Source organism: Serratia sp. NPDC087055 (assembly GCF_044900985.1).
Taxonomy (GTDB): Bacteria; Pseudomonadota; Gammaproteobacteria; order Enterobacterales; family Enterobacteriaceae; genus Serratia.
In genome coordinates this window covers 372,307-392,820 of the sequence record NZ_JBJDOG010000003.1, presented here as the reverse complement: position 1 = coordinate 392,820, position 20,514 = coordinate 372,307, and the positions used below count along the sequence as shown (strand labels likewise).

The window sequence follows — 20,514 nt, the reverse complement described above, 5'->3', positions numbered from 1 at the left end:
AATGATGACTACCTTGCGCAAGCTTCCTCTGGCACTGGCAATCGCCGCTGGTGTTCTCACAACCCAGGCGATGGCCGTCGATTTTAAAGGTTACGCTCGTTCTGGTATCGGCTGGACCGGTAGCGGTGGTGAGCAGCAATGCTTCAAAGCCACCGGTGCCGACAGTAAATACCGTCTCGGTAACGAATGTGAAACCTACGCCGAATTGAAGCTGGGTCAGGAAGTGTGGAAAGAAGGCGATAAAAGCTTCTATTTCGATACTAATCTGGCCTATTCCGTTTCACAACGGTCTGACTGGGAAGACGTTACACCCGGCTTCCGTGAAGTGAATGTGCAGGGTAAAAACCTGATTGACTGGCTGCCGGGCTCCACCATGTGGGCCGGTAAGCGCTTCTATCAGCGTCATGATGTTCACATGATTGACTTCTACTACTGGGATATCTCTGGCCCGGGTGCCGGTCTGGAAAATATCGATCTGGGCTTCGGTAAGCTGTCTGCGGCCGTTACCCGTAACTCTGAATCCGGTGGTTCTTACGGCTATCTGGATAATGAATGGAAGCAGCGCCCAACGGTCAACGACACCTTTGACGTGCGTTTGGCTGGCCTGGAGCTGAACCCAGGCGGCACCCTGGAGTTGGGTGTGGATTATGGCCGCGCCAACGCGCAGGACAACTTCCGTCTGGCGGACGGCGCCAGCAAAGACGGTTGGATGTTCACCGCTGAACATACCCAAAGCATTCTGAGTGGCTATAACAAGTTTGTGCTGCAATATGCCACCGATTCAATGACCTCACAGAACAATGGCCGTAGCCAAGGCGCCACTATCGACAACAATGGCAAGATGATCCGCGTGCTGGATCACGGTGCTATCGACTTCAACGATAAATGGGCAATGATGTATGTCGCTATGTTCCAGGATATCGATCGCGACAATAACAACGGCACCACGTGGTACACCGTGGGCGTGCGTCCAATGTACAAGTGGACGCCTATCATGAGCACCTTGTTGGAAGCGGGTTACGACAACGTCAAATCCCAGCGTACCGGCGATCGCAACGGCCAATACAAAGTCACCCTGGCGCAACAGTGGCAGGCAGGCAACAGCATCTGGTCACGTCCGGCTATCCGCGTATTTGCTACCTACGCCAAGTGGGATGAGAAATGGGGCTACGCTAACAGCGACTCCGGCGCCGGTTACACCTCAGGCACCGCTTATAACGACACCAGCATGCACACTTTCAGCCGTGGTAATGACGATGAAGTCACCTTCGGCGCTCAGATGGAAATCTGGTGGTAATGTGATAACGGGGAGAGCCACGTGCTCTCCCCAACCTGTATTCGCCGACACTGACTCTCTTGCCTGAGGCACGTCGGATACAATGGGGTATAACAATGAAAAAGAATCTGCTGTCACTCTGCTTGTCACTGGCGCTTACCCTTGGTGCGCCATTGGCGGCCAATGCCGATACGCCGGCCAATGTCTCCGTCGCACCAGCCATTAGCACCAGTACGTTGCAAAGCCTGCCTTGGCAACCGCTGGTACCACCGGTTAGCCAGGATGTGAAACTGGATAATGTCAGCCCGCAAATCAATCAGGGCGATATTCAGGGCGCCATCGCCGCCTATACGCTGCCAGCCGATCGTGGCTCGCTGGAAGTTACGCTGAGCAGCATCAGCAAGAACAACGCAATTTATGCACCAAGCGTACTGGTACTCGATGAGCACCTGCGCCCGGCGGCGTATTACCCGAGCAGCTACTTCCCTTATCAGCCGCCCGGCGCGATGTCGTCGGATCGCCTCGAAGGCACGCTGAAACTGACCCCGGCGCTGGGGCAGAAACAAATCTACCTGCTGGTGTACACCACCCGTCAGGATCTGGCAAAAACCACGCAACTGACCAACCCGGCGAAAGCCTATGCGCAAGGTGTGGGTAATGCAGTGCCGGATATTCCCGATCCTATTGCCAGCCACAGCACCGGCGGCACCATCAAACTGAAGGTCACCGCAGAACAGGGCAGCGGCAATATTATGATCGGCATGCTGCAACCGGCACCGACGGCGACGCCAGTGGTGGTGGGATCTACTGCTGCAGTTGCCGCAGCACCGGCTCCGGCGCCAACCAAGCCGGCGGAACCGATGTTGAATGACACAGAAACCTACTTTAACAATGGCATCAAACAGGCCGTGAAGGCGGGAGACATTGATAAAGCGCTGAAGCTGATGAATGAGGCGGAAAAACTGGGTTCCACCACAGCACGTAAAACGTTTATTAGCAGCGTGAAAGGCAAGGGGTAGTACCCGACGCTGCCGATGCTGGCTCAATGATTGGTGCGCCTCGGCGCACCTTTTTTCATTCGCGGGCCAGCGTTTGGTCGATCAGCGCCAGCAGACGGGAATTATCGACCTGTTGCATCACCCGTACGGGTTTGCCCGTGGGCTGCGGCATGCCGACGGTCAGGCGCAAACTGTCTGGCCGCCAACGTCGCGAACTGCCACGTGTCATGGCGCCTTCCAGCGCGACATCCACAAAATATTCTTCCGTCGTCACCAGTGCCGGCTCCAACAGCCAGGCAATCACCAGCGCATCATGAATCCAGCAGCCCGGTAGATGGCGCGTATGGCGGGAATAGTCGATCCAGGGCTGGGTCGTCGTCCGCAGATAGCGACACAGTGGTGTATCTGGTTGAGTCATGCGCGCCAGATCTGCCTGAGTCAACATCGTCTGTGTCGTGACGTCTAAGGGGGCCAGTGTGATGTTGGCACCGCTCGTCAGTACCTGTCGCGCGGCTTCAGGATCCAATCCAAAATTGGTGTCCTTGATATAGCCTTCCACATTGAAAACCCCGCCCATAATCACGATTTCCTTCACGGCCTGGGCCATTTGAGGATACAGCTGCAAAGCATGCGCGACATTGGTGAGCGGGCCGATCGCTGCCAGGGTGATTTCACCGGGGTTATTGCAGATAAGCTCGCCGATGGCGACGGCGGCATTCGGTGTGGTTGTCGTTGTGGCGCGCGGATAAGGCGTTTCTCGCCACAGATGGGCTAAATCTGGATCGGTAATCGCACGATCCAGATGAGCACGCCAGGGTTCTGGCGGCTCATTCAAGGCACAGGCGGCGCCAGCTACGACGGGGACCTGATAGCCGGTTTGTTGCAACAGATGGTGTGCCACCGCGAAGCCGACGTCGCGTGGCGTGTTGCCCGCCACAATGCTGATCAACTCCAGCGAGAGTCGCGGCGTGGCTGCCAGTGCCAATGCCAGAGCCAGTCCGTCATCCACGTTGGCACCGGGGATGCCGTTGCCGGGATCGCAATCAATAATCAAACGCATAGCAGTTACCTAAATCAATAAACTAGCAGCCGCACGATCGGCGGATATGCAGCTGGAAGGCGAATTCATGCAGCTCCGGTTGTGCGGCCCCGGCAGCCAGCATGGCGATTGCCCGTTTCGCCATGGCATCGATTGGCTGTTCGACCGCGCTGAGGGGCGGAATGCTGAATTCGGATTGCTGGGTGCCGTTAAAGCAGATGATAGCCAGATCGTCCGGCACGCGCAGCTGATGTTCCGCCAACGCCGACAGGCAGCCGAGCGCTTGCTGTTCGTTGGAGGTGAAGATGGCCCGTGGTCGGGGGGCTTGCAGCATTTTCTGGCAGGCCTGATAGCCGCCCTGACGCGTGTAGGGGGTTTCAAAAATCCATTCCTCACACGGGGTAATGCCCGCCTCGGCCAAGGCATCACGCCAGCCGTTTAGGCGATCCTGGGCGTTAAGCATGCTCAATGGGCCAATGAAAATGCCAATTTCCCGGTAGCCGTGTTGTAACAGATGTCGTGTCGCCTGGCAGGCGGCATCGCGCTCATCGACGCGTATGGCGCAAATGCCTGCATGGCTGTCGATAGTGTCAATCATCACACAAGGCGTGCCGGAGGCACGGATCAGATCAAACCATGGGTGGCGATCGACACTGGTGTAGAGCAACCCATCAACCTGACGGCGCAGCAGATGATTAATCAGATCCTGTTCGCGCTGCCGGTCGTCGCCTGCGTCACCCAACAGCAGCACGCGTCCGTGGCTGAATGCCTCGCGTTGCAGCGCCCGTGCCAGCGTGGCGAAAAACGGGTTGGAGATGTCAGGCACCACTAAACCGTAGGTCAGGGTATTACCGGAAGCCAGCGCGCGGGCAATGTCGTTCGGCCGGTAACCGGTTTGTTCGATGGCCGCCAGTACCCGCAAACGGGTGGCTTCCGCTACCGGACGCGGACCGTTGTTGATCACGTAACTGACGACCGCGACCGAGGTGCCCGCAACGCGGGCGACGTCGGCGCGGGTGATACGCCGCGCGGATTGATTATCCAAGTTGGGTTCCTGTGCGCCCTGATTACACTGCGTCCTGCGGCAGGTTAAGATCGCGGCCGCGGGTTTCCGGTGCAAAGAAGGTGGTGATTAAGCCAATGCCCGCCATTACAACAAAATAGCAGGCAACAGGCCACCAGTGACCGAAACCCGCCAGCAGCGCGGTAGCAATCAGCGGTGCGGTGCCGCCGGACAGGATCGAACCCAGTTCCTTGGCGAACGCCATTTTTGAATAGCGGTTTTTGACACCGAACAGTTCCACGCCGTAGGCGGCCTGCACGCCAAAAATACCGAGTGACGCAATACACATACCGACCACAATCACTGAAATCACTATCGCCGGTTCGCGGCTGTCGAGCAACCAAAATGCCGGGAAAGCATAGAGCACCAGCAACAGGCAGAACCAACGGTAGGTGACGCGGCGACCGAAACGGTCAGACAGCCAACCGGCAAGCGGGATAACTAGGAAACCGCACAGTGAAGCAATCATTACCGCCAGTGCCGGCACTGACTTATCCACCATCAGCACCTTGGCGACGTAACCCACGATAAACCCCTGGCACATATAGGACGGGCCGTTTTCGCCAATGCGCAGGCCGAGCATGATCCAGAAGGCTTTGGTGCGTTGCAGGTAGCTGCGGTTATCCGGTGCGACAGGGGTGTTATCCAGCATCCGCTGACGATTTTGCTGCAACTCGCGTTCAAATACGGGGGTTTCACGCACGTGACGGCGCAGGTACAACGCTCCCCCGGCAATCAAGATGCTGGCGAGGAACGGAATGCGCCAGCCCCAGGCGATCAAATCCGCTTTGTCCAGTTGCAACACCAACAGCCACACCAGCGAGGCCAGTAACGTGCCGCTATTGGAGCCGACGGCAATGATTGAAGCGACCAGACCACGGCGCTTGGCCGGTGCGTATTCTGCCAGCATCACCGCGCCACCGGAAAGCTCGGCCCCCGCACCGAAGCCCTGAGCAAAACGCAGGATCACCAGACAAGTGGGTGCCCAGACGCCAATTTGTGCGTAGGAGGGGATCAGCCCGATCAGCGTGGTGGAAACACCCATCAGCGCGACCGTGGTGAGCAACACCACTCGACGGCCTTTGCGATCGCCAATCCAGCCGAACACTAACGCGCCGATAGGCCGGGCGATAAACCCGACGGAATAGGTAGCGAAGCTTGCCAATAATGCGACCATTGGGGTGGCTTCGGGGAAGAACACGTCGCCGAACACCATGCCGGCCGCCAGACCATACAGGGCAAAATCGACATACTCCATGGCGGTGCCGAGCCAACAGGAGAACGTGGCGCGCCAGAATTGACCGCGCCCCTCTTTGGTACCCAAACGTTCGTCGGCCGCCAGCGTCTCACTGGCGGCCTGTGGGGTTGCAAGCGTTGTTTCGCTCATGGCATTGATATCCTCTTTTAGTCTGCGCCACGCCTTGATCGCGTGATCGCGGTAAAGATGGTTTCCCTGGTGTCGGCAAGAAGGTTTGCTGACAAAGTGTTGGACTGATGGCGATTCAACGCTGCGATGCAAGGGTATCTACGCGCGTAGATAAAACAATGCTGCAGAGGTGAAAGTTTGCTGACGATCACAGAATACCCATCGCTCCGGTGAACGAAGGTAAAGAAAACAGATGGCAGAAAGATGACATTGCGGTGCTTTTTCGGTGGTGATTTTGCGGTGTGTTACATCACGAATCAGCCTGCCGCTTTTGGATTTCTGCGTTACAATGGGCATCTGTTAACAGTTTGTATGGCCTGTCGCCGCCGTCACGCGTGGCGTCAGGCATGGAGTAGAACAATGTCTGGCAATAGGGATTCCATCCTGCCGTCGCTAACGTGGTTATCTGCGCAACATCCTCCCGTGCCCGCTGCCGTTAGCGACTGGTTGATGGAGTTAGGGTCCATGACTCGCCGTTTTGAGCGTCACTGTGGGCGTGTGCACGTTGAACCGCAGCGCGAATGTTTTGTCACCCGCGATCAGTTGGGTGACGAGGCTGAACACTTGCCGGACAGCCCGCGCTACTGGCTACGTGAAATCGTGTTACTGGGCGACAACCAACCTTGGTTGCTGGGGCGAACGGTGATCCCGCAGGAAACGCTTACTGGCCCGGACTTGGCGCTGGTGGATTTGGGCACGCTGCCACTGGGGCGTTATCTGTTCAGCAGCAATGAGCTGACTCGCGATTATATTCACATTGGCCGGCAAGAGAACCTGTGGGCGCGTCGTTCCCGCCTGCGGCTGGCGGGCAAACCGCTGTTGCTGACTGAACTATTTTTGCCTGCTTCGCCACTGTATACGGCAGAGAGTACGGACCCAGAATGATGAGGAGAGACAATACCTTGGAGGGAAGCGTGATTCAAAGCAAGTGGCGGGCTTATAGCCATCTGATGCGCATCGATAAACCGATTGGCACTTTGTTGTTGCTGTGGCCGACGCTGTGGGCACTATGGCTGGCGGGGCAGGGTGTGCCATCGCTGTCTATCCTGTTGGTGTTTGTGGTTGGGGTATTCCTGATGCGTGCCGCCGGTTGCGTGGTGAACGACTACGCCGATCGGGCAGTCGATGGCCACGTGAAGCGTACCGCCGGGCGACCGATGCCGAGTGGCAGGGTAAGCGAGAAAGAGGCCAAAGTGCTGTTTGTGGTGCTGGTGCTGATCTCCTTTGGGCTGGTGCTGACGTTGAATGCGATGAGCATCTGGCTGTCGCTGGCGGCGCTCGCGCTGGCATGGGCCTATCCGTTTATGAAACGGGTCACGCATCTGCCGCAGTTTGTGTTGGGTATCGCCTTTGGCTGGGGCATCCCAATGGCCTATGCTGCGGTGAGCGAATCATTGCCGCTGAGCTGTTGGCTATTGCTGTTGGCCAATATTTGCTGGACGGTGGCTTACGATACAATGTATGCCATGGTCGATCGTGACGATGACCTGAAGATTGGCGTGAAATCCACCGCCATTTTGTTTGGTCGCTACGACAAGCTGATCATCGGATTGCTGCAGTTTGCCACCTTGCTACTGCTGGTGTGGGTGGGGTACCTGGCGCAGTTGAGCGGCGCGTTTTATTGGTCGCTGTTGCTGGCGGGTGCCCTATTTATCCATCAGCAAAAGCAGATTGCCGGTCGCGAACGCGAGGCCTGCTTCAAGGCGTTCCTGGATAATAACTACGTCGGGCTGGTACTGTTTATCGGTATCGCGCTGAGTTATTGGCAGGCTTAACGGGCTACTGGTAATAAAAAAGGCACCCTTGGGTGCCTTTTTCGTTTCCGTATCAACGGATTACTCGTCTTTTTCTTCTGCTTCTTCGAGCGCAACCGACGGTGCGTTGGTTTCCGCTGGCATGCTGACACTCTCAATGGTCAATTTGATTTCTGGGGTGATCAAATCGCTCAGCATGCTATACACCTCCATGGTGTGCTCACGTACGGCATCGCCAATATCGTTGATATAGCCTTCTTCGCGCAGCGTTGCGACCAGGGTTGAGAATACCGCTTTGTCGAAGAACTCCGGTGCGTTGATGCCGTGCAGCACTGACAAACGCTGGGCCATAATCCGACTCTCTTTCTCCAGTGCTCCGCGATTAATGCTTGGATTCGCACTGAGGATAGACATGGTGATGGCATAGCGTTGCAGCGTTTCACGGATACCGGCTGCCAGCAATTGCAATGGCCGGATGCGTGCTGGATTCAGTACCAGAGCGTCACCCTTATCGCAGATCAGTTGCTGACGGATCATTTCGTCGATGAGCGGGCGCAGCACTTCCGCCAGTTGTTCTTTGTCGTTGTGCAAGAACAACTCCGCCTTCAGCATGGGGTAAATCAACCCGATCTGGCGCAGCAGTTCGGTGCGAGAAACCCGGCGGTGATGCATCACGATGGTGGCGATCAGTGAAGGCAATACCAGCAGATGATGGATATTATTGCGGTAATAGGTCATCAGCACTGCCTGCTCGCGCGGCAGAATGATGATATCGCCGATATTATCCTTCTCGACCTCAAACTTATTCATGTTCAGCGCGTGATCCAGCAGCTCATCCGGCGTCTGGGTCGGTACGGTGACATCGCTGGCATAAGGCACGTTGCGCATCAGTTGCAGATAGCATTCCAGCTGTTCTAACAGCTGCTCGCGGGTCAGCGAGCGCTGGCGTGAAGCCAGTAGCGCCGTAGAACACAGGTTCATGGCGTTAGCCGCGGCGGCATTGTTGATACGCACCATGATCTTGGCAGCCAGATCGTTGACCGTCGGCGTTAACCAGCTTGGACGCTGGGATTCGATCGGATCAATCGCGTCGCGCCACTGGGGCACATTCTGGTTCAGGTAAGTGGTCAACGGCAGTGGATCACCGAAGTTGACATAACCCTGGCCGAGATTACGCAGCTTGCGCAGACCACGCAGCATCTGCAGCAGGCTCTCTTTTTCTTTGGTCGCGCCACGCAACTCTTTAGCGTAGGTGCCCACCTCCATCACGTGCTCGTAACCGATGTAGATCGGTACCAGTGTGATCGGGCGAGAACCACCACGCAGCATCGCCTGAATGGTCATCGACAGGGTGCCGGTCTTCGGTTCCAGCAGGCGTCCGGTACGAGAACGGCCACCTTCGACAAAATACTCCACGGAGTAACCGCGGCTAAAGAGTTCGCCGAGGTATTCGCGGAACACCGTCGAATACAGCTTGTTGCCTTTGAACGTCCGGCGGATAAAGAAGGCGCCCAGGCGGCGGAAGATGGGGCCAGCCGGCCAGAAGTTAAGGTTAATACCGGCGGCAATGTGCGGCGGCACCAAGCCTTGGTGGTACAGCACATAAGAAAGCAACAGGTAGTCCATATGGCTGCGGTGGCAGGGCACATAGACGATCTCATGACCATCTTGCGCTAACTGGCGCACGCGTTCAGCGTTGGTGACGTTGATGCCTTGATACAGCCGGTTCCAGGTCCAGCTCAACACGCGGTCAGAAAGGCGCACCGTTTCATATGAGAAGTCGGCGGCGATCTCTTCCATCAGTGCAATGGCGTTCTGCTGGGCTTTCTCATGGGAAATTTTCTTGCTGCGTGCTTCGTCTTCGACCGCTTTTTCGATCGCTTTGGACGCCAGCAGTTTGTTGAACAGGTCCTGACGGGCCGGCAGACTTGGGCCAACGGCAGCCAGACGCTGACGCGAGAAGTGCATTCGCGCCACGCGCGCCAGTTTTTGTGCGATGGTTTTGTCCGTGCCGTGTTCAGTCGCCATGCGACGCAGTGAGACGGTGTTGGAGAAACGCACAAAGCTGTCGCGGCCGAGCCACAACACGGCGAAGAACTTCTGTACGCCATTGAGCAGACGTAGATGTGGCGTGCCGTGGCCTTCGCGGCCTGGGGAGCGACCAAACATCACCGAAACAGGCAGCATCTGAATATCGAGATCCGGATTACTGCGGTGCAGATCCAGATAGTCGTGAAACAGTTTTACTGATTCTTCTTTCGGTGTGTAGTAGCGGAACACGCGCGGGCCGTCGTGAATAAACACGTGGCTAGGCAGCACGGTGCCGTCTATCTCCAGCGGATTGAGAGGATCGGGCAGATCCTGCGCCAGGCACTGGGTGCGCAGCGTCAGTAAATCCGCCTTGGAATTATAAGGTAAAACATACAAAATCGGCCGTGAGGGATCCAACCCTAACTCCGTGACCGGATCTGAAGGGATAACCTTACTTCTTACCAACAATTTAAGTGGTAAATTCAATAGTTTATAATAAATTTTACGCCAACCTGACATAACAACGTGAAGCCTCTTGTTAGCAATGCGTCGCAAGCATACCAGAAACCGGGTAGCAGATCTGTGGTGTTGGAAAACCGAGAGCCGGAAGCATTTCCTGGCCTAGACTCTTTAATTATGACTTACCTCTGTGAAAGGCACTAAAAAACATGGCAAACCAAGCAACCGGCCTGACCCGTATTATTAAAGCCGCCGGCTACTCTTATAAAGGCTTTTCCGCTGCCTGGCAGCATGAAGCGGCGTTCCGCCAAGAACTGGTCGCCACCGTGCTGGCTATCATACTGGCGATTTGGCTGGACGTGGGTGCGATAGCGCGCATTTTATTGATCGGATCGGTGCTGCTGGTGATGATCGTCGAGATGCTCAACAGCGCGATAGAAGCGATTGTCGATCGGGTTGGCACTGAACATCATGAGCTTTCGGGCCGGTCCAAGGATATGGGGTCGGCAGCAGTTTCACTGGCGATTATTTTGGCGTTGTTTGTCTGGGGCTCGGTGCTCTGGCAACACTTTGCCTGAATGGGGTGGCCCTGTTGCGACGTGGGTCGCTAATCCCTGATTTTTATTCATTCTTCGGTTCCCAAGCCGCACTTACCTGTATATACTCACAGCAAGACTGTATAAACAAACAGGGGGCGGAATGAAAGCACTAACTACCAGACAGCAAGAGGTCTATGATCTGATTCGCGATCATATTTCGTCCACTGGCATGCCGCCAACGCGCGCCGAAATCGCCATGCGTCTGGGGTTCCGCTCGCCAAATGCTGCAGAAGAACACCTGAAAGCATTGGCGCGTAAAGGCGTCATCGAGATCGTCTCTGGTGCATCGCGCGGCATTCGTTTGCTGATGGAAGATGAAGAAGGTTTACCGTTGATCGGCCGTGTTGCCGCCGGTGAGCCACTGTTGGCGCAGCAGCATATCGAAGGGCACTACAAAGTGGATCCTTCCTTGTTCAAGCCAAGTGCGGATTTCTTGCTGCGGGTCAACGGTATGTCGATGCGTGATATCGGTATTCTCGACGGCGATCTGCTGGCGGTACATAAAACTCAGGACGTGCGTAACGGCCAGGTCGTTGTGGCGCGTATTGAAGACGAGGTTACAGTTAAGCGTCTGAAAAAACACGGAAATGTTGTTGAGTTATTGCCGGAAAACAGCGAGTTCCAACCGATTGTGGTTGATCTGCGCCAGCAGAATTTCACCATTGAAGGCCTGGCGGTCGGTGTGATCCGCAATGGCGACTGGGTTTAATCCTCACGCCTACACATCGTCCTCTGATTTAAGTCGCCCCAGTTCTGGGGCGATGTCATATCTGATTCACTATATACCCTATAGCTTTCAAGTTGCAGCTAGGCGGCCAACTCGCTCATCCCCAGGCGCTTACTCAGGTAAGTAACTGGGGAGAGCGAGTGCAGATAACAACGCTGCAACTTGAAAGATGACGGGTATACACGGGAACATTCCACTATGCGCCTGCTTTCCGCCTTCACCAGCGATACCGATAAAGCCTTGTGGCGCCTCGCGCTACCGATGATCTTTTCCAATATCACCGTGCCACTGCTTGGGTTGGTCGATACCGCAGTGATAGGTCACCTCGACAGCTCTGTTTATTTGGGGGGCGTGGCGGTCGGGGCGATGGCGACCAGCTTCCTGTTTATGTTGTTGCTGTTTTTGCGCATGAGTACCACCGGTTTGACGGCACAGGCGCTGGGCGCACAAAACCCACAGGGATTGGCACGTGCCTTTATGCAGCCGCTGTTGCTGGCAGTATTGGCCGGCGTCGTTATCGTGTTGCTGCGCCATCCGTTGATCGATCTGGCGCTGCAGATTGTTGGCGGTGACGATGCGGTGCTGAAGCAAGCACGATTGTTCCTTGAGATCCGTTGGCTGAGCGCACCGGCAGCGCTGGCAAATATGGTGATCTTGGGTTGGTTGCTTGGCGTGCAATACGTGCGGGCGCCGGTCATTCTGCTGATAGTCGGTAATGTGTTGAATATCGTTCTGGATATCTGGTTGGTCATGGGGCTGGGCTGGAATGTGCAAGGTGCCGCGACGGCGACCGCCGTCTCTGAGTACGCTACGCTGCTGCTGGGTTTATGGCTGTCCTGGCGAGTGATGCGCATACGCGGTATTTCTGTTCCGATGTTGCGCCATGCCTGGCGCGGTAATCTGCGGCGTTTGCTTGCGTTGAACCGCGATATCATGTTGCGTTCATTGTTGCTGCAATTGTGCTTTGCATCCTTGACTATCTTCGGCGCCAGGCTTGGCGGTGACGTAGTGGCAGTAAACGCGGTACTGATGAATTTGCTGACCTTTACCGCCTATGCACTGGATGGTTTTGCCTATGCGGTAGAAGCGCATTCTGGTCATGCTTATGGTGCCAGAGATGACAGTCAATTGCGTAAGGTGTGGCGCGCGGCTTGCCGGCAGGCCTGTTTAGTGGCGCTAGCCTTTGGTGTGGTTTATGCCTTTGCCGGGCAGCAAATCATTGCGGCGTTGACCTCGTTGCCAGAACTGCGTGCGATGGCGAATGACTATTTACCTTGGCAGGTGGTGCTACCGCTGGTTGGGGTGTGGTGCTATTTGCTGGATGGCATGTTCATTGGTGCGACTCGCGGTGCAGAAATGCGTAACAGCATGGCCGTGGCGGCTGCGGGTTACGGTTTGACGCTGCTGACCGTGCCTGTCTTGGGCAATCATGGATTGTGGTTGGCGCTGGCGGTCTTTCTTGCGCTGCGCGGCATCGCGCTTGGGTGGATTTGGCACCGTCACAGGCTGCGTGGCAGCTGGTTTTCAGCAGCACAATGACGATAGCCTTTCTTGCAAATACATAAATTTTAATTATGTGTTTGTTTGTATTTTGTTACATATTCTCGTCGGTTAGCCAAGTCGTGTAGTAAGTTGTTTGTTGGCGTTTTTTTCTTATTTTCAATTTAAAAATGGATTTTAATTCTGGTTTTTATTTGTTTGTCGCTATCTGCATCTATAATTAATCGTGTGGCTGGCAATATAAACGGGGCGCATCCTCAGCCAGCAGTAGTTAAAACTGACTCACCACAGGTTAACGGAGATACTATGAACAAAGATCAAGCCGACGGTAACTGGAAGCAGTTTAAAGGGAAAGTGAAAGAAAAATGGGGCAAGCTGACCGATGACGACCTGACGGTCATCGAAGGGAAACGCGAGCAGCTTGTCGGTAAAATCCAGGAGCGCTACGGCTACCAGAAAGAGGCGGCCGAGAAAGAAGTGAAGTCTTGGGAAGATCATAACAAATATCGCTGGTAGCGCGATGGGCCGCAGCGGATGCGGCCGAAAGTCTGGCGCCTTCCCCTTGGTGCCAGGCCTGCAGACACAAGGAGGTGCCTGCTAACCCTGTCTATTTCTTCTTGATGGCAATGCTATGGTCGTGTTCGCCGCAATCATGTTTGCTGTCGCAAGCTTCTACCTCAACGCAAGCGGCGCACAGGCCGTGTGCTTCCACTACGCTGTGACGCAGGACAAACCCCGACTCTTTGGCCAGTTTTTGCAGCGTATCTTCAACCCCTTCAGTTGTGCGCTCTGTCACCTGACCGCAACGATCACAGATAAACAGCGCGGAAGTGTGCATAGGTTGTTCGAAGTGATGACACAGCACGTAGCTGTTGGCTGACTCGACCCGGTGAATGAAGCCTTGTTCCAACAGGAAGTCCAGCGCGCGGTAAACCGTTGGCGGTTTGGCCTGGGGTTCGGCAACGCGCAGTAAATCGAGCAGGTCATAAGCGCTGATGGCACCGGGCTGTTGTGCCATCAGGCGTAACACTTCCAGCCGCTGCGGTGTCAGTCGCACATTGCGTTGCTGACAGAGTTGTTCAGCCTGCGCCAGCAGCTTTTCCTGGGTGTTTGAGTTCATGGCAAATTTCCCGGTACGTAAAAAAGCCGATTTTAACATGGTTCAGCCAAATCGCCGAGAGTCGGCCCCTTTTCCTCTGATATGGCGCGTTAATTGCCCGGTTGACCGCGTGTTGCGCGCCAGAAATGTGACGCTATTCACAACTTACCCATCAGTGGGCGGGAGGGCGCAAGGGGGTCAGGTTGATAAAGCGTGTTGCAAGTGGGCTGCTAACGCGGTCATTTCACCCGTTGGATTATGGCCAATCAGCATAAAGGCATGGTTGCCATCGGCCCAATAGACGACGTTCATGCCTTGGCGGCGTTCGCTTTCGGCCGGTTGTTGTTGGCCCGTCTGCTGGATAATGCATAGTGCCAGTGCGCCATATTGCGTATCCAGCCAGGTCAATTGCGCGATGCGTCGATCGTCGTAGGCCAACACGCGGGCGTTTTTCAGTTCGGCACCCTTCAACACCAGTTTTTGTGCCGGAAGGCTAATACCCAGTCGATCGCCGGTTTGTTGTAATTGAGCGACAATCTGCGTGGCCGATTCGTCGGCACCTGCCAGCGTTTCCGGCGTGTACAGCGCCATATATTGGGCGACCAAGCCACGCCAGTTGTCCTCTGGCTGATTAAACTGCAGATAGACGCGATCGCCTGCGATCCCGAGCGCCAAGAAGCCGACGGCCGCAGCGATGAGACCGCGACGGCTGATGCCCGTTTGCGGGGTAGCGACGGTGAGTGGCCATGCCTCACTTAACTGTTGCACTGGGGCCTCATCAAGCAAAGGGGCGAATGCTTGCTTAAAGGGCAGGTTACTGCGCGCCAGCAACGTCAAACGCTCAGCCAACGCAGGTTCTCCAGCCAAGCGTTGCTCCAGTTGCAGGCGTTGTTGTGGGTCTAACTGATTATCCAGATAGGCGACCAGTAGTTCATCCGCAGCATAGGTTGAGCTCATGATTGTCCTCCTTTTGCCTGCGGTGAGCGGGTTTGCAGCATGCTGTCGTTCGCCAACCTCAGTCGCGCTGCCGCCAGGCGACTCATTATGGTACCAATGGGTACACCTAACACTTCAGCGGCCTCACGGTAAGAAAGCTCTTCGACGTACACCAAAAACAGCGTATTGCGCTGTGCCTCCGGCAGTTGGTTGACCCGCTGCATCACTTCATTGGCCCAGATAGGCTGCTCGCTGTTTTCCGCACCGGCCAGTTCGTCGACGTCGACAAAACCTTGTCCCTGGCGGATATGTTGAGCGCGGATCTCGTTAAGCCAAATGGAGTGAAGGATTGCAAATAACCAGCGATCCATACGCGTGCCGACAGCAAACTGCGCGGCGCGCTCGAGGGCGCGTACGCAGGTGGCTTGCACCAAGTCATCGGCAATATCCCGCCGGTGGGAAAGCACCAGGCCATAGCGCCACAGGCGGGAAAGATACTGGCCGATTTCGTTGCGAATCGCATCTGTGCTGATGTTCGCCTCCGGGCTCTGTTACATCATGACTCTGGATGGTGATCGATGGCAGCCGCCAGATCTTTGTACTCTTCACAACCGGTACCGCACAGTGACTGAATCACCTTCAGTTGCTCTTTTGCCAAGTCTTGGCGCCCTTTCACCATATAGGCTTCACCCAAGTATTCGCGGACTTTTGGGTATTTCGGATCGAGTGCTACTGATTTTAAATAGTAGCTGATCCCTTCGTCGGTGCGGCCAAGCTTGCGGGTGGCATAACCTCGGTAATTCAAGGCTACGGCGGTATTGGGATCCTTCAGCGTGTTAAGCACGTCGAGAGCTTCTTGGTAGCGACCACTTTTTGCCAGTGCATAAGCATAGTTAGCCCGATCGTTGTCGTTGATCATGCTGCTTTTATCCACCGTGCAGGTCTTGGTTTTTGTATCGTATATCTGGCCCTTCGGGCAGGTTGGCGTAGTCTGGCCGCTGCCATCTCCTCCCATTGCCAGCGCGGCACCGGAAACCAACAGAGAACTGGCAATGACGGGGAGCAGCAGGCGTTTAACGAAATTGTTCATGGTCGTTTCCTCATCGGGAGAGGGCGCGGAGCTGCACCCTTGCTGAGATAACACCTGAAAGCGCCCGTTTATTCATTTTTTCCGGTTGTTTTTTAATCTTAAGGCGCGTCAGTTTTCCCAATGCCGCCGATTGTCGGTATAATAGCCGTTTGCGGCAGCACGCCGTTCGTTGAATCCCAGACAGAATCAGGTAGCCAGTAGCCCAGCATGACGACAGACAATAACGCCTCAAAATACGCCGCCAATCGTTTCTCCATCGCGCCGATGCTCGACTGGACCGATCGTCATTGCCGTTACTTTCACCGCCTGTTGACCAAGGAAACGCTGCTGTACACCGAGATGGTGACTACCGGGGCGATTATCCACGGTAAGGGTGACTACCTGGCTTACAGCGAAGAGGAACACCCGGTAGCGCTACAATTAGGCGGTAGTGATCCGGCTGCGTTAGCGCACTGTGCCAAACTGGCTGAGCAGCGCGGTTATGACGAAATTAACCTCAATGTCGGTTGCCCATCCGATCGGGTACAGAATGGCATGTTCGGTGCCTGTCTGATGGGGCAGGCAACGCTGGTTGCCGATTGCATCAAAGCGATGCGCGACGTGGTGTCGATTCCTGTGACGGTGAAAACCCGTATTGGCATTGACGATCAGGACAGCTATGCATTTTTGTGTGATTTTATCGGCACCGTTGCCGGGCGCGGCGAGTGCGACATGTTCACGATACATGCGCGCAAAGCCTGGCTGTCAGGCCTGAGCCCGAAAGAGAACCGCGAAGTGCCACCGTTGGACTATCCACGTGTGTATCAGTTAAAACGTGATTTCCCCACGCTGACCCTGGCCATCAACGGTGGGGTGAAAACGTTGGAAGAAGCAAAACAACACCTGCTGCATTTGGATGGCGTAATGATGGGGCGCGAAGCCTATCAGAACCCGGGCATTCTGGCGCGCGTTGACAGTGAACTGTTTGGCCGTAAGACCGACGTTATGGACAGCATAGCGATTATCGAGTCGCTGTATCCGTACATCGAGCGCGAGCTAGCAAATGGTACCTATTTGGGCCACATCACCCGCCATATCCTTGGTTTGTTCCAAGGGGTCCCAGGTGCACGTCAGTGGCGCCGCCACCTGAGCGAAAATGCGCATAAGCCGGGGGCCGATGCGCGTGTGGTTGAACAGGCGCTGAATTTAGTGCGCCTGCCGCGCACCGAGATAGCGGAAACGGTATAAAAATCTGACTAAAAATTAGTGTTTTTGACCAGGCATGTTGCACGCTGCGACATGCCTTTTTTTTTAATTTCAATCACTTAGTTTTCTCACGTTTCTGGCATGCTTTTTGTAATACCTCAGCAGATACCTCGTTTTGCGAAGGAGCAAAATCATGTTGGAACTCTTCTTTCTTATCGGTTTTATCGTCATGTTGATGGTGACCGGGATTTCGTTGTTGGGCGTGTTCGCCGCGTTGCTGGTTGCTGCGGCGTTTATGTTGATTGGTGGCCTGTTTGCGATGGTGATTAAACTGTTACCGTGGCTGATTTTGGCTGTTGTGGGCGTGTGGATATACCGTTCGATGCAGAAACCACAAATCCGGCGTTACTGACTTTTTGTCGAATAATCAGTCGGTCACGCTGAAATATACGCAACAGACCTGCTCTGAATGTGGCAGCGGTCACAGGTTGGTGCTTTAAATGCTAACGCGCCGCATTAGCCATGTTTTTTGCGTTTCCGGGCTGTTAGGATGTTTGTCGATGCAGCGATGCGACCTATTTCATCACCGCAAGAGGCAGTAATACCAAATATGCGTGTTGCTCAAGCAACCCCTGTCTCTGGCGGACTCTGCTCTACCCCTACAAACGCAGTAATAGAAAGGGCTCCTTACGGAGCCCTTTCTATTGGTCATAACGGCACATTGGACGATCTCAGCGCCCGGGAATCAGCAGGCTTGAACCGCTGGTGCTGCGGCTTTCCAACACCTGATGCGCGCGCTGTGCGTCGGCCAACGCAAACTTCTGCTCTTCCTTCACGTCGACCTTGATGGCTCCGCTGCCGATCAGTGAAAACAGTTCATTACTGGCAAACTGCAGTTCAGCACGGTTGGTAATGTAGCCGTTTAGGGAAGGGCGGGTGACATACAGCGAGCCTTTTTGGTTCAGCAGCGCCAAATCGACACCGGTAACCGGGCCGGAGGCATTGCCGAAGCTGACCATCAACCCGCGTCGCTTCAGACTATTGAGCGAGGTCTGCCAGGTACTTTGCCCAACGGAGTCATACACCACGCCGACTTTTTCGCCCTGTGTCAGCTCAGCCACGCGCGCGGCGATGTCTTCCTTATGGTAATTGATGGTTGCCCAAGCGCCGGCGTGTTTCGCCAACTCTGCTTTTTCATCGGAGCCTACGCTGCCAATCAATTTTGCCCCAAGCGCTTTGGCCCATTGGCAGGCAATCAGCCCAACACCGCCAGCGGCGGCATGGAACAGGAATATTTCACCTGGTTGAACTTCATGAGTTTGACGCAAGAGATAGTGTACCGTCAGCCCTTTAAGGAAAGCGGCTGCGCCCTGCTCAAAGCTTAAGTTGTGCGGCAATATCGCCACTTTTTCAGCCGCAACGTTGTGGACTTCGCTGTAGGCACCGAGTGACGACTGGGCGTAAACCACCCGGTCGCCGGGCTTCAGTGCCGTGACACCCGCACCGACCTTAGTGACGACGCCGGCGGCTTCGGTGCCCAATCCGCTGGGCAGGGTGGCTGGCGGGTACAACCCGCTGCGCACGTAAGTGTCGATATAGTTGATGCCGATCGCTTTGTTCTCGATCTGCACCTCGCCGGCAGTTGGATCTACGGGTGTAAAATCAACGTATTGCAACACTTCCGGGCCGCCGGTGGCGGAGAATTGAATGCGCTTTGCCATTTCATTACCTCGTGTGGGTGTCTAATTTCACCCTACGCGTTTTAGTATCGGTGATCCAGTTTGCCCTTGCGCAGATTGATACCTTTTTTGCATCGGTTATGCCGCAGGAATCACAGATAAAAATCACGTATACTCTCGCGTCAGGATTCTCCATTCGCAACCGGATAAAGAATACGCTTCATGGCAGGAAAAAAACCAACCAACAAAACAAACGCGGACGAGGCCAGAGATCGTCCACGAGATCGCCAGATGGAAGGGCTGAAGATGCCGCCACATTCGCTGGAGGCGGAACAGTCCGTGTTGGGCGGTTTGATGCTGGATAACGAACGCTGGGACAACGTGGCAGAACGTGTTGTTGCCAACGACTTCTTCAGTCGCCCGCACCGTCTGATCTTTACCGAGATGCAGCGCCTGCTGGAAATGAGCCGGCCGATCGATTTGATCACGCTGTCCGAATCGCTGGAACAGCGGGGCGAGCTGGATTCTGTCGGTGGTTTCGCCTATTTGGCCGAGTTATCGAAAAATACCCCAAGTGCTGCCAACATTGGCGCTTATGCCGATATCGTACGTGAACGTGCGGTAGTGCGTGAGATGATCTCGGTGGCGAATGAGATCGCCGACGCCGGTTATGATCCGCAAGGGCGCAGCAGTGAAGACCTGCTCGATCTGGCTGAATCACGCGTATTCCAAATTGCGGAAAACCGTGCCAGCAAAGATGAAGGCCCGAAAGGTATCGAACGCATCCTGGAGGATACCGTTGCGCGCATCGAGCAGTTGTATCAGCAGCCGCATGATGGCGTTACCGGTGTGGACACCGGCTATCAGGATCTCAACAAGAAAACCGCCGGTTTGCAAAAGTCGGATCTGATCATCGTTGCCGCTCGTCCTTCGATGGGTAAAACCACTTTCGCCATGAACTTGTGCGAACACGCTGCGATGACGCAGGAAAAACCGGTGCTGATCTTCAGTCTCGAGATGCCAGGCAACCAGATCATGATGCGTATGCTGGCGTCACTGTCACGCGTTGACCAAACGCGTATCCGTACCGGTCAGCTTGATGACGAGGATTGGGCGCGTATTTCCAGCACTATGGGTATCTTGCTGGAGAAGCGCAATATGTACATTGATGACTCCTCCGGTTTAACGCCAACCGAAGTGCGTTCGCGCGCGCGCCGTATTTTCCGTGAGCATGACGGCCTTAGCCTGATCATGATCGACTACCTTCAGCTGATGCGCGTGCCGGCCCTGTCCGATAACCGTACCCTGGAGATCGCCGAAATTTCCCGCTCGTTGAAGGCATTGGCGAAAGAGCTGCAAGTGCCGGTGGTGGCGCTGTCGCAGCTGAACCGAAGCCTGGAGCAGCGTGCCGACAAGCGTCCGGTCAACTCAGACCTGCGTGAGTCTGGTTCCATCGAGCAGGATGCCGACCTGATTATGTTCATCTACCGTGATGAGGTTTATCACGAGAACAGCGATCTGAAAGGGATTGCTGAAATTATTCTGGGTAAGCAGCGTAACGGCCCTATCGGTACCGTGCGCCTTACCTTTAACGGCCAGTGGTCGCGTTTCGATAACTACGCGGGGCCACAATATGATGACGAATAATCAGCT

20 protein-coding genes are annotated in these 20,514 nt (G+C 55.2%); 11 read left to right on the top strand and 9 right to left on the bottom strand.

Annotated elements, in window-relative coordinates:
- Position 1 precedes the first annotated feature (1 nt).
- Entirely contained in the window at positions 2–1,297 is a 1,296-nt protein-coding gene (locus ACI2J2_RS18040; RefSeq protein ID WP_209636989.1) for a maltoporin, read from the top strand.
- 95 nt (positions 1,298–1,392) lie between these two features.
- Positions 1,393–2,295 carry a maltose operon protein MalM gene (gene malM, locus ACI2J2_RS18035; RefSeq protein WP_209636991.1) on the top strand — a complete coding sequence of 301 codons (903 nt, stop codon included), beginning with the start codon at positions 1,393–1,395 and terminating at the stop codon, positions 2,293–2,295.
- Between the two features lie 55 nt (positions 2,296–2,350).
- Here the strand turns inward: malM and ACI2J2_RS18030 are convergent, their stop codons facing one another.
- Genes ACI2J2_RS18030 through ACI2J2_RS18020 form a run of 3 tightly spaced genes read right to left on the bottom strand, consistent with a single transcriptional unit; the run spans position 2,351 to position 5,763 of the window.
- Positions 2,351–3,334: a nucleoside hydrolase gene (locus tag ACI2J2_RS18030; protein WP_404760551.1), complete on the bottom strand. Its 984-nt coding sequence runs from the start codon at positions 3,332–3,334 to the stop codon at positions 2,351–2,353.
- 22 nt (positions 3,335–3,356) lie between these two features.
- The gene (locus ACI2J2_RS18025; RefSeq protein ID WP_404760550.1) at positions 3,357–4,358 is read right to left on the bottom strand and encodes a LacI family DNA-binding transcriptional regulator; all 1,002 of its coding nucleotides are present in this window, start codon (positions 4,356–4,358) and stop codon (positions 3,357–3,359) included.
- A gap of 22 nt (positions 4,359–4,380) precedes the next feature.
- Positions 4,381–5,763, bottom strand: coding sequence for an MFS transporter (locus ACI2J2_RS18020; RefSeq protein ID WP_404760549.1), 1,383 nt, complete (start codon positions 5,761–5,763; stop codon positions 4,381–4,383).
- A 399-nt stretch (positions 5,764–6,162) separates the two neighbouring features.
- Between ACI2J2_RS18020 and ubiC the strand changes: the two genes are divergently transcribed.
- A complete protein-coding gene (gene ubiC, locus ACI2J2_RS18015) occupies positions 6,163–6,687 on the top strand; it encodes a chorismate lyase (protein ID WP_209637000.1) in 525 nt (174 codons plus the stop codon).
- Complete coding sequence (ubiA, locus tag ACI2J2_RS18010; RefSeq protein WP_404760548.1) at positions 6,684–7,577, top strand: 4-hydroxybenzoate octaprenyltransferase; 894 nt, start codon at positions 6,684–6,686, stop codon at positions 7,575–7,577. Before ubiC ends, ubiA begins: the two co-directional genes overlap by 4 nt.
- A gap of 60 nt (positions 7,578–7,637) precedes the next feature.
- Here the strand turns inward: ubiA and plsB are convergent, their stop codons facing one another.
- Complete coding sequence (plsB, locus tag ACI2J2_RS18005) at positions 7,638–10,106, bottom strand: glycerol-3-phosphate 1-O-acyltransferase PlsB (protein WP_209637004.1); 2,469 nt, start codon at positions 10,104–10,106, stop codon at positions 7,638–7,640.
- Between the two features lie 149 nt (positions 10,107–10,255).
- Between plsB and ACI2J2_RS18000 the strand changes: the two genes are divergently transcribed.
- From ACI2J2_RS18000 to ACI2J2_RS17985, 4 genes are all read left to right on the top strand, one after another.
- Entirely contained in the window at positions 10,256–10,624 is a 369-nt protein-coding gene (locus ACI2J2_RS18000; protein WP_061807784.1) for a diacylglycerol kinase, read from the top strand.
- A 121-nt stretch (positions 10,625–10,745) separates the two neighbouring features.
- Positions 10,746–11,354, top strand: coding sequence for a transcriptional repressor LexA (gene lexA / locus ACI2J2_RS17995; RefSeq protein ID WP_037416119.1), 609 nt, complete (start codon positions 10,746–10,748; stop codon positions 11,352–11,354).
- A 216-nt stretch (positions 11,355–11,570) separates the two neighbouring features.
- Complete coding sequence (dinF, locus tag ACI2J2_RS17990; protein WP_404760547.1) at positions 11,571–12,911, top strand: MATE family efflux transporter DinF; 1,341 nt, start codon at positions 11,571–11,573, stop codon at positions 12,909–12,911.
- A gap of 267 nt (positions 12,912–13,178) precedes the next feature.
- The gene (locus ACI2J2_RS17985) at positions 13,179–13,388 is read left to right on the top strand and encodes a CsbD family protein (RefSeq protein WP_017894203.1); all 210 of its coding nucleotides are present in this window, start codon (positions 13,179–13,181) and stop codon (positions 13,386–13,388) included.
- Positions 13,389–13,479: 91 nt separating this feature from the next.
- Here the strand turns inward: ACI2J2_RS17985 and zur are convergent, their stop codons facing one another.
- The 4 genes from zur to ACI2J2_RS17965 form a co-directional block, all read right to left on the bottom strand.
- Positions 13,480–13,992: a zinc uptake transcriptional repressor Zur gene (gene zur, locus ACI2J2_RS17980; protein WP_209637008.1), complete on the bottom strand. Its 513-nt coding sequence runs from the start codon at positions 13,990–13,992 to the stop codon at positions 13,480–13,482.
- A 177-nt stretch (positions 13,993–14,169) separates the two neighbouring features.
- Positions 14,170–14,928, bottom strand: a complete 759-nt coding sequence (locus ACI2J2_RS17975; protein WP_404760546.1) for an anti-sigma factor family protein — start codon at positions 14,926–14,928, stop codon at positions 14,170–14,172.
- The gene (locus tag ACI2J2_RS17970; protein ID WP_265556941.1) at positions 14,925–15,374 is read right to left on the bottom strand and encodes an RNA polymerase sigma factor; all 450 of its coding nucleotides are present in this window, start codon (positions 15,372–15,374) and stop codon (positions 14,925–14,927) included. Before ACI2J2_RS17970 ends, ACI2J2_RS17975 begins: the two co-directional genes overlap by 4 nt.
- Before the next feature lie 89 nt (positions 15,375–15,463).
- Positions 15,464–15,997 carry a tetratricopeptide repeat protein gene (locus ACI2J2_RS17965; RefSeq protein ID WP_404760545.1) on the bottom strand — a complete coding sequence of 178 codons (534 nt, stop codon included), beginning with the start codon at positions 15,995–15,997 and terminating at the stop codon, positions 15,464–15,466.
- A gap of 207 nt (positions 15,998–16,204) precedes the next feature.
- Between ACI2J2_RS17965 and dusA the strand changes: the two genes are divergently transcribed.
- Complete coding sequence (gene dusA / locus ACI2J2_RS17960) at positions 16,205–17,224, top strand: tRNA dihydrouridine(20/20a) synthase DusA (RefSeq protein ID WP_209637014.1); 1,020 nt, start codon at positions 16,205–16,207, stop codon at positions 17,222–17,224.
- 151 nt (positions 17,225–17,375) lie between these two features.
- Entirely contained in the window at positions 17,376–17,594 is a 219-nt protein-coding gene (pspG, locus tag ACI2J2_RS17955; RefSeq protein WP_265556943.1) for an envelope stress response protein PspG, read from the top strand.
- Between the two features lie 319 nt (positions 17,595–17,913).
- Here pspG and ACI2J2_RS17950 read toward each other — a convergent pair whose 3' ends face one another.
- A complete protein-coding gene (locus tag ACI2J2_RS17950; RefSeq protein WP_209637016.1) occupies positions 17,914–18,903 on the bottom strand; it encodes a quinone oxidoreductase in 990 nt (329 codons plus the stop codon).
- A 180-nt stretch (positions 18,904–19,083) separates the two neighbouring features.
- Between ACI2J2_RS17950 and dnaB the strand changes: the two genes are divergently transcribed.
- On the top strand, positions 19,084–20,508 hold the full coding sequence (gene dnaB / locus ACI2J2_RS17945) for a replicative DNA helicase (protein WP_209637019.1): 1,425 nt from the start codon (positions 19,084–19,086) through the stop codon (positions 20,506–20,508).
- Positions 20,509–20,514 lie beyond the last annotated feature (6 nt).

Excerpts from the sequence above, each read along its gene's own strand:
- ACI2J2_RS18040 (WP_209636989.1), top strand. The coding sequence starts at position 2 with ATGATGACTACCTTGCGCAAGCTTCCTCTGGCACTGGCAATCGCCGCT.
- malM (WP_209636991.1), top strand. The coding sequence starts at position 1,393 with ATGAAAAAGAATCTGCTGTCACTCTGCTTGTCACTGGCGCTTACCCTT.
- ACI2J2_RS18030 (WP_404760551.1), bottom strand. The coding sequence starts at position 3,334 with ATGCGTTTGATTATTGATTGCGATCCCGGCAACGGCATCCCCGGTGCC.
- ACI2J2_RS18020 (WP_404760549.1), bottom strand. The coding sequence starts at position 5,763 with ATGAGCGAAACAACGCTTGCAACCCCACAGGCCGCCAGTGAGACGCTG.
- ubiC (WP_209637000.1), top strand. The coding sequence starts at position 6,163 with ATGTCTGGCAATAGGGATTCCATCCTGCCGTCGCTAACGTGGTTATCT.
- ubiA (WP_404760548.1), top strand. The coding sequence starts at position 6,684 with ATGATGAGGAGAGACAATACCTTGGAGGGAAGCGTGATTCAAAGCAAG.
- plsB (WP_209637004.1), bottom strand. The coding sequence starts at position 10,106 with ATGTCAGGTTGGCGTAAAATTTATTATAAACTATTGAATTTACCACTT.
- ACI2J2_RS18000 (WP_061807784.1), top strand. The coding sequence starts at position 10,256 with ATGGCAAACCAAGCAACCGGCCTGACCCGTATTATTAAAGCCGCCGGC.
- lexA (WP_037416119.1), top strand. The coding sequence starts at position 10,746 with ATGAAAGCACTAACTACCAGACAGCAAGAGGTCTATGATCTGATTCGC.
- dinF (WP_404760547.1), top strand. The coding sequence starts at position 11,571 with ATGCGCCTGCTTTCCGCCTTCACCAGCGATACCGATAAAGCCTTGTGG.
- ACI2J2_RS17985 (WP_017894203.1), top strand. The coding sequence starts at position 13,179 with ATGAACAAAGATCAAGCCGACGGTAACTGGAAGCAGTTTAAAGGGAAA.
- zur (WP_209637008.1), bottom strand. The coding sequence starts at position 13,992 with ATGAACTCAAACACCCAGGAAAAGCTGCTGGCGCAGGCTGAACAACTC.
- ACI2J2_RS17975 (WP_404760546.1), bottom strand. The coding sequence starts at position 14,928 with ATGAGCTCAACCTATGCTGCGGATGAACTACTGGTCGCCTATCTGGAT.
- ACI2J2_RS17965 (WP_404760545.1), bottom strand. The coding sequence starts at position 15,997 with ATGAACAATTTCGTTAAACGCCTGCTGCTCCCCGTCATTGCCAGTTCT.
- dusA (WP_209637014.1), top strand. The coding sequence starts at position 16,205 with ATGACGACAGACAATAACGCCTCAAAATACGCCGCCAATCGTTTCTCC.
- pspG (WP_265556943.1), top strand. The coding sequence starts at position 17,376 with ATGTTGGAACTCTTCTTTCTTATCGGTTTTATCGTCATGTTGATGGTG.
- ACI2J2_RS17950 (WP_209637016.1), bottom strand. The coding sequence starts at position 18,903 with ATGGCAAAGCGCATTCAATTCTCCGCCACCGGCGGCCCGGAAGTGTTG.
- dnaB (WP_209637019.1), top strand. The coding sequence starts at position 19,084 with ATGGCAGGAAAAAAACCAACCAACAAAACAAACGCGGACGAGGCCAGA.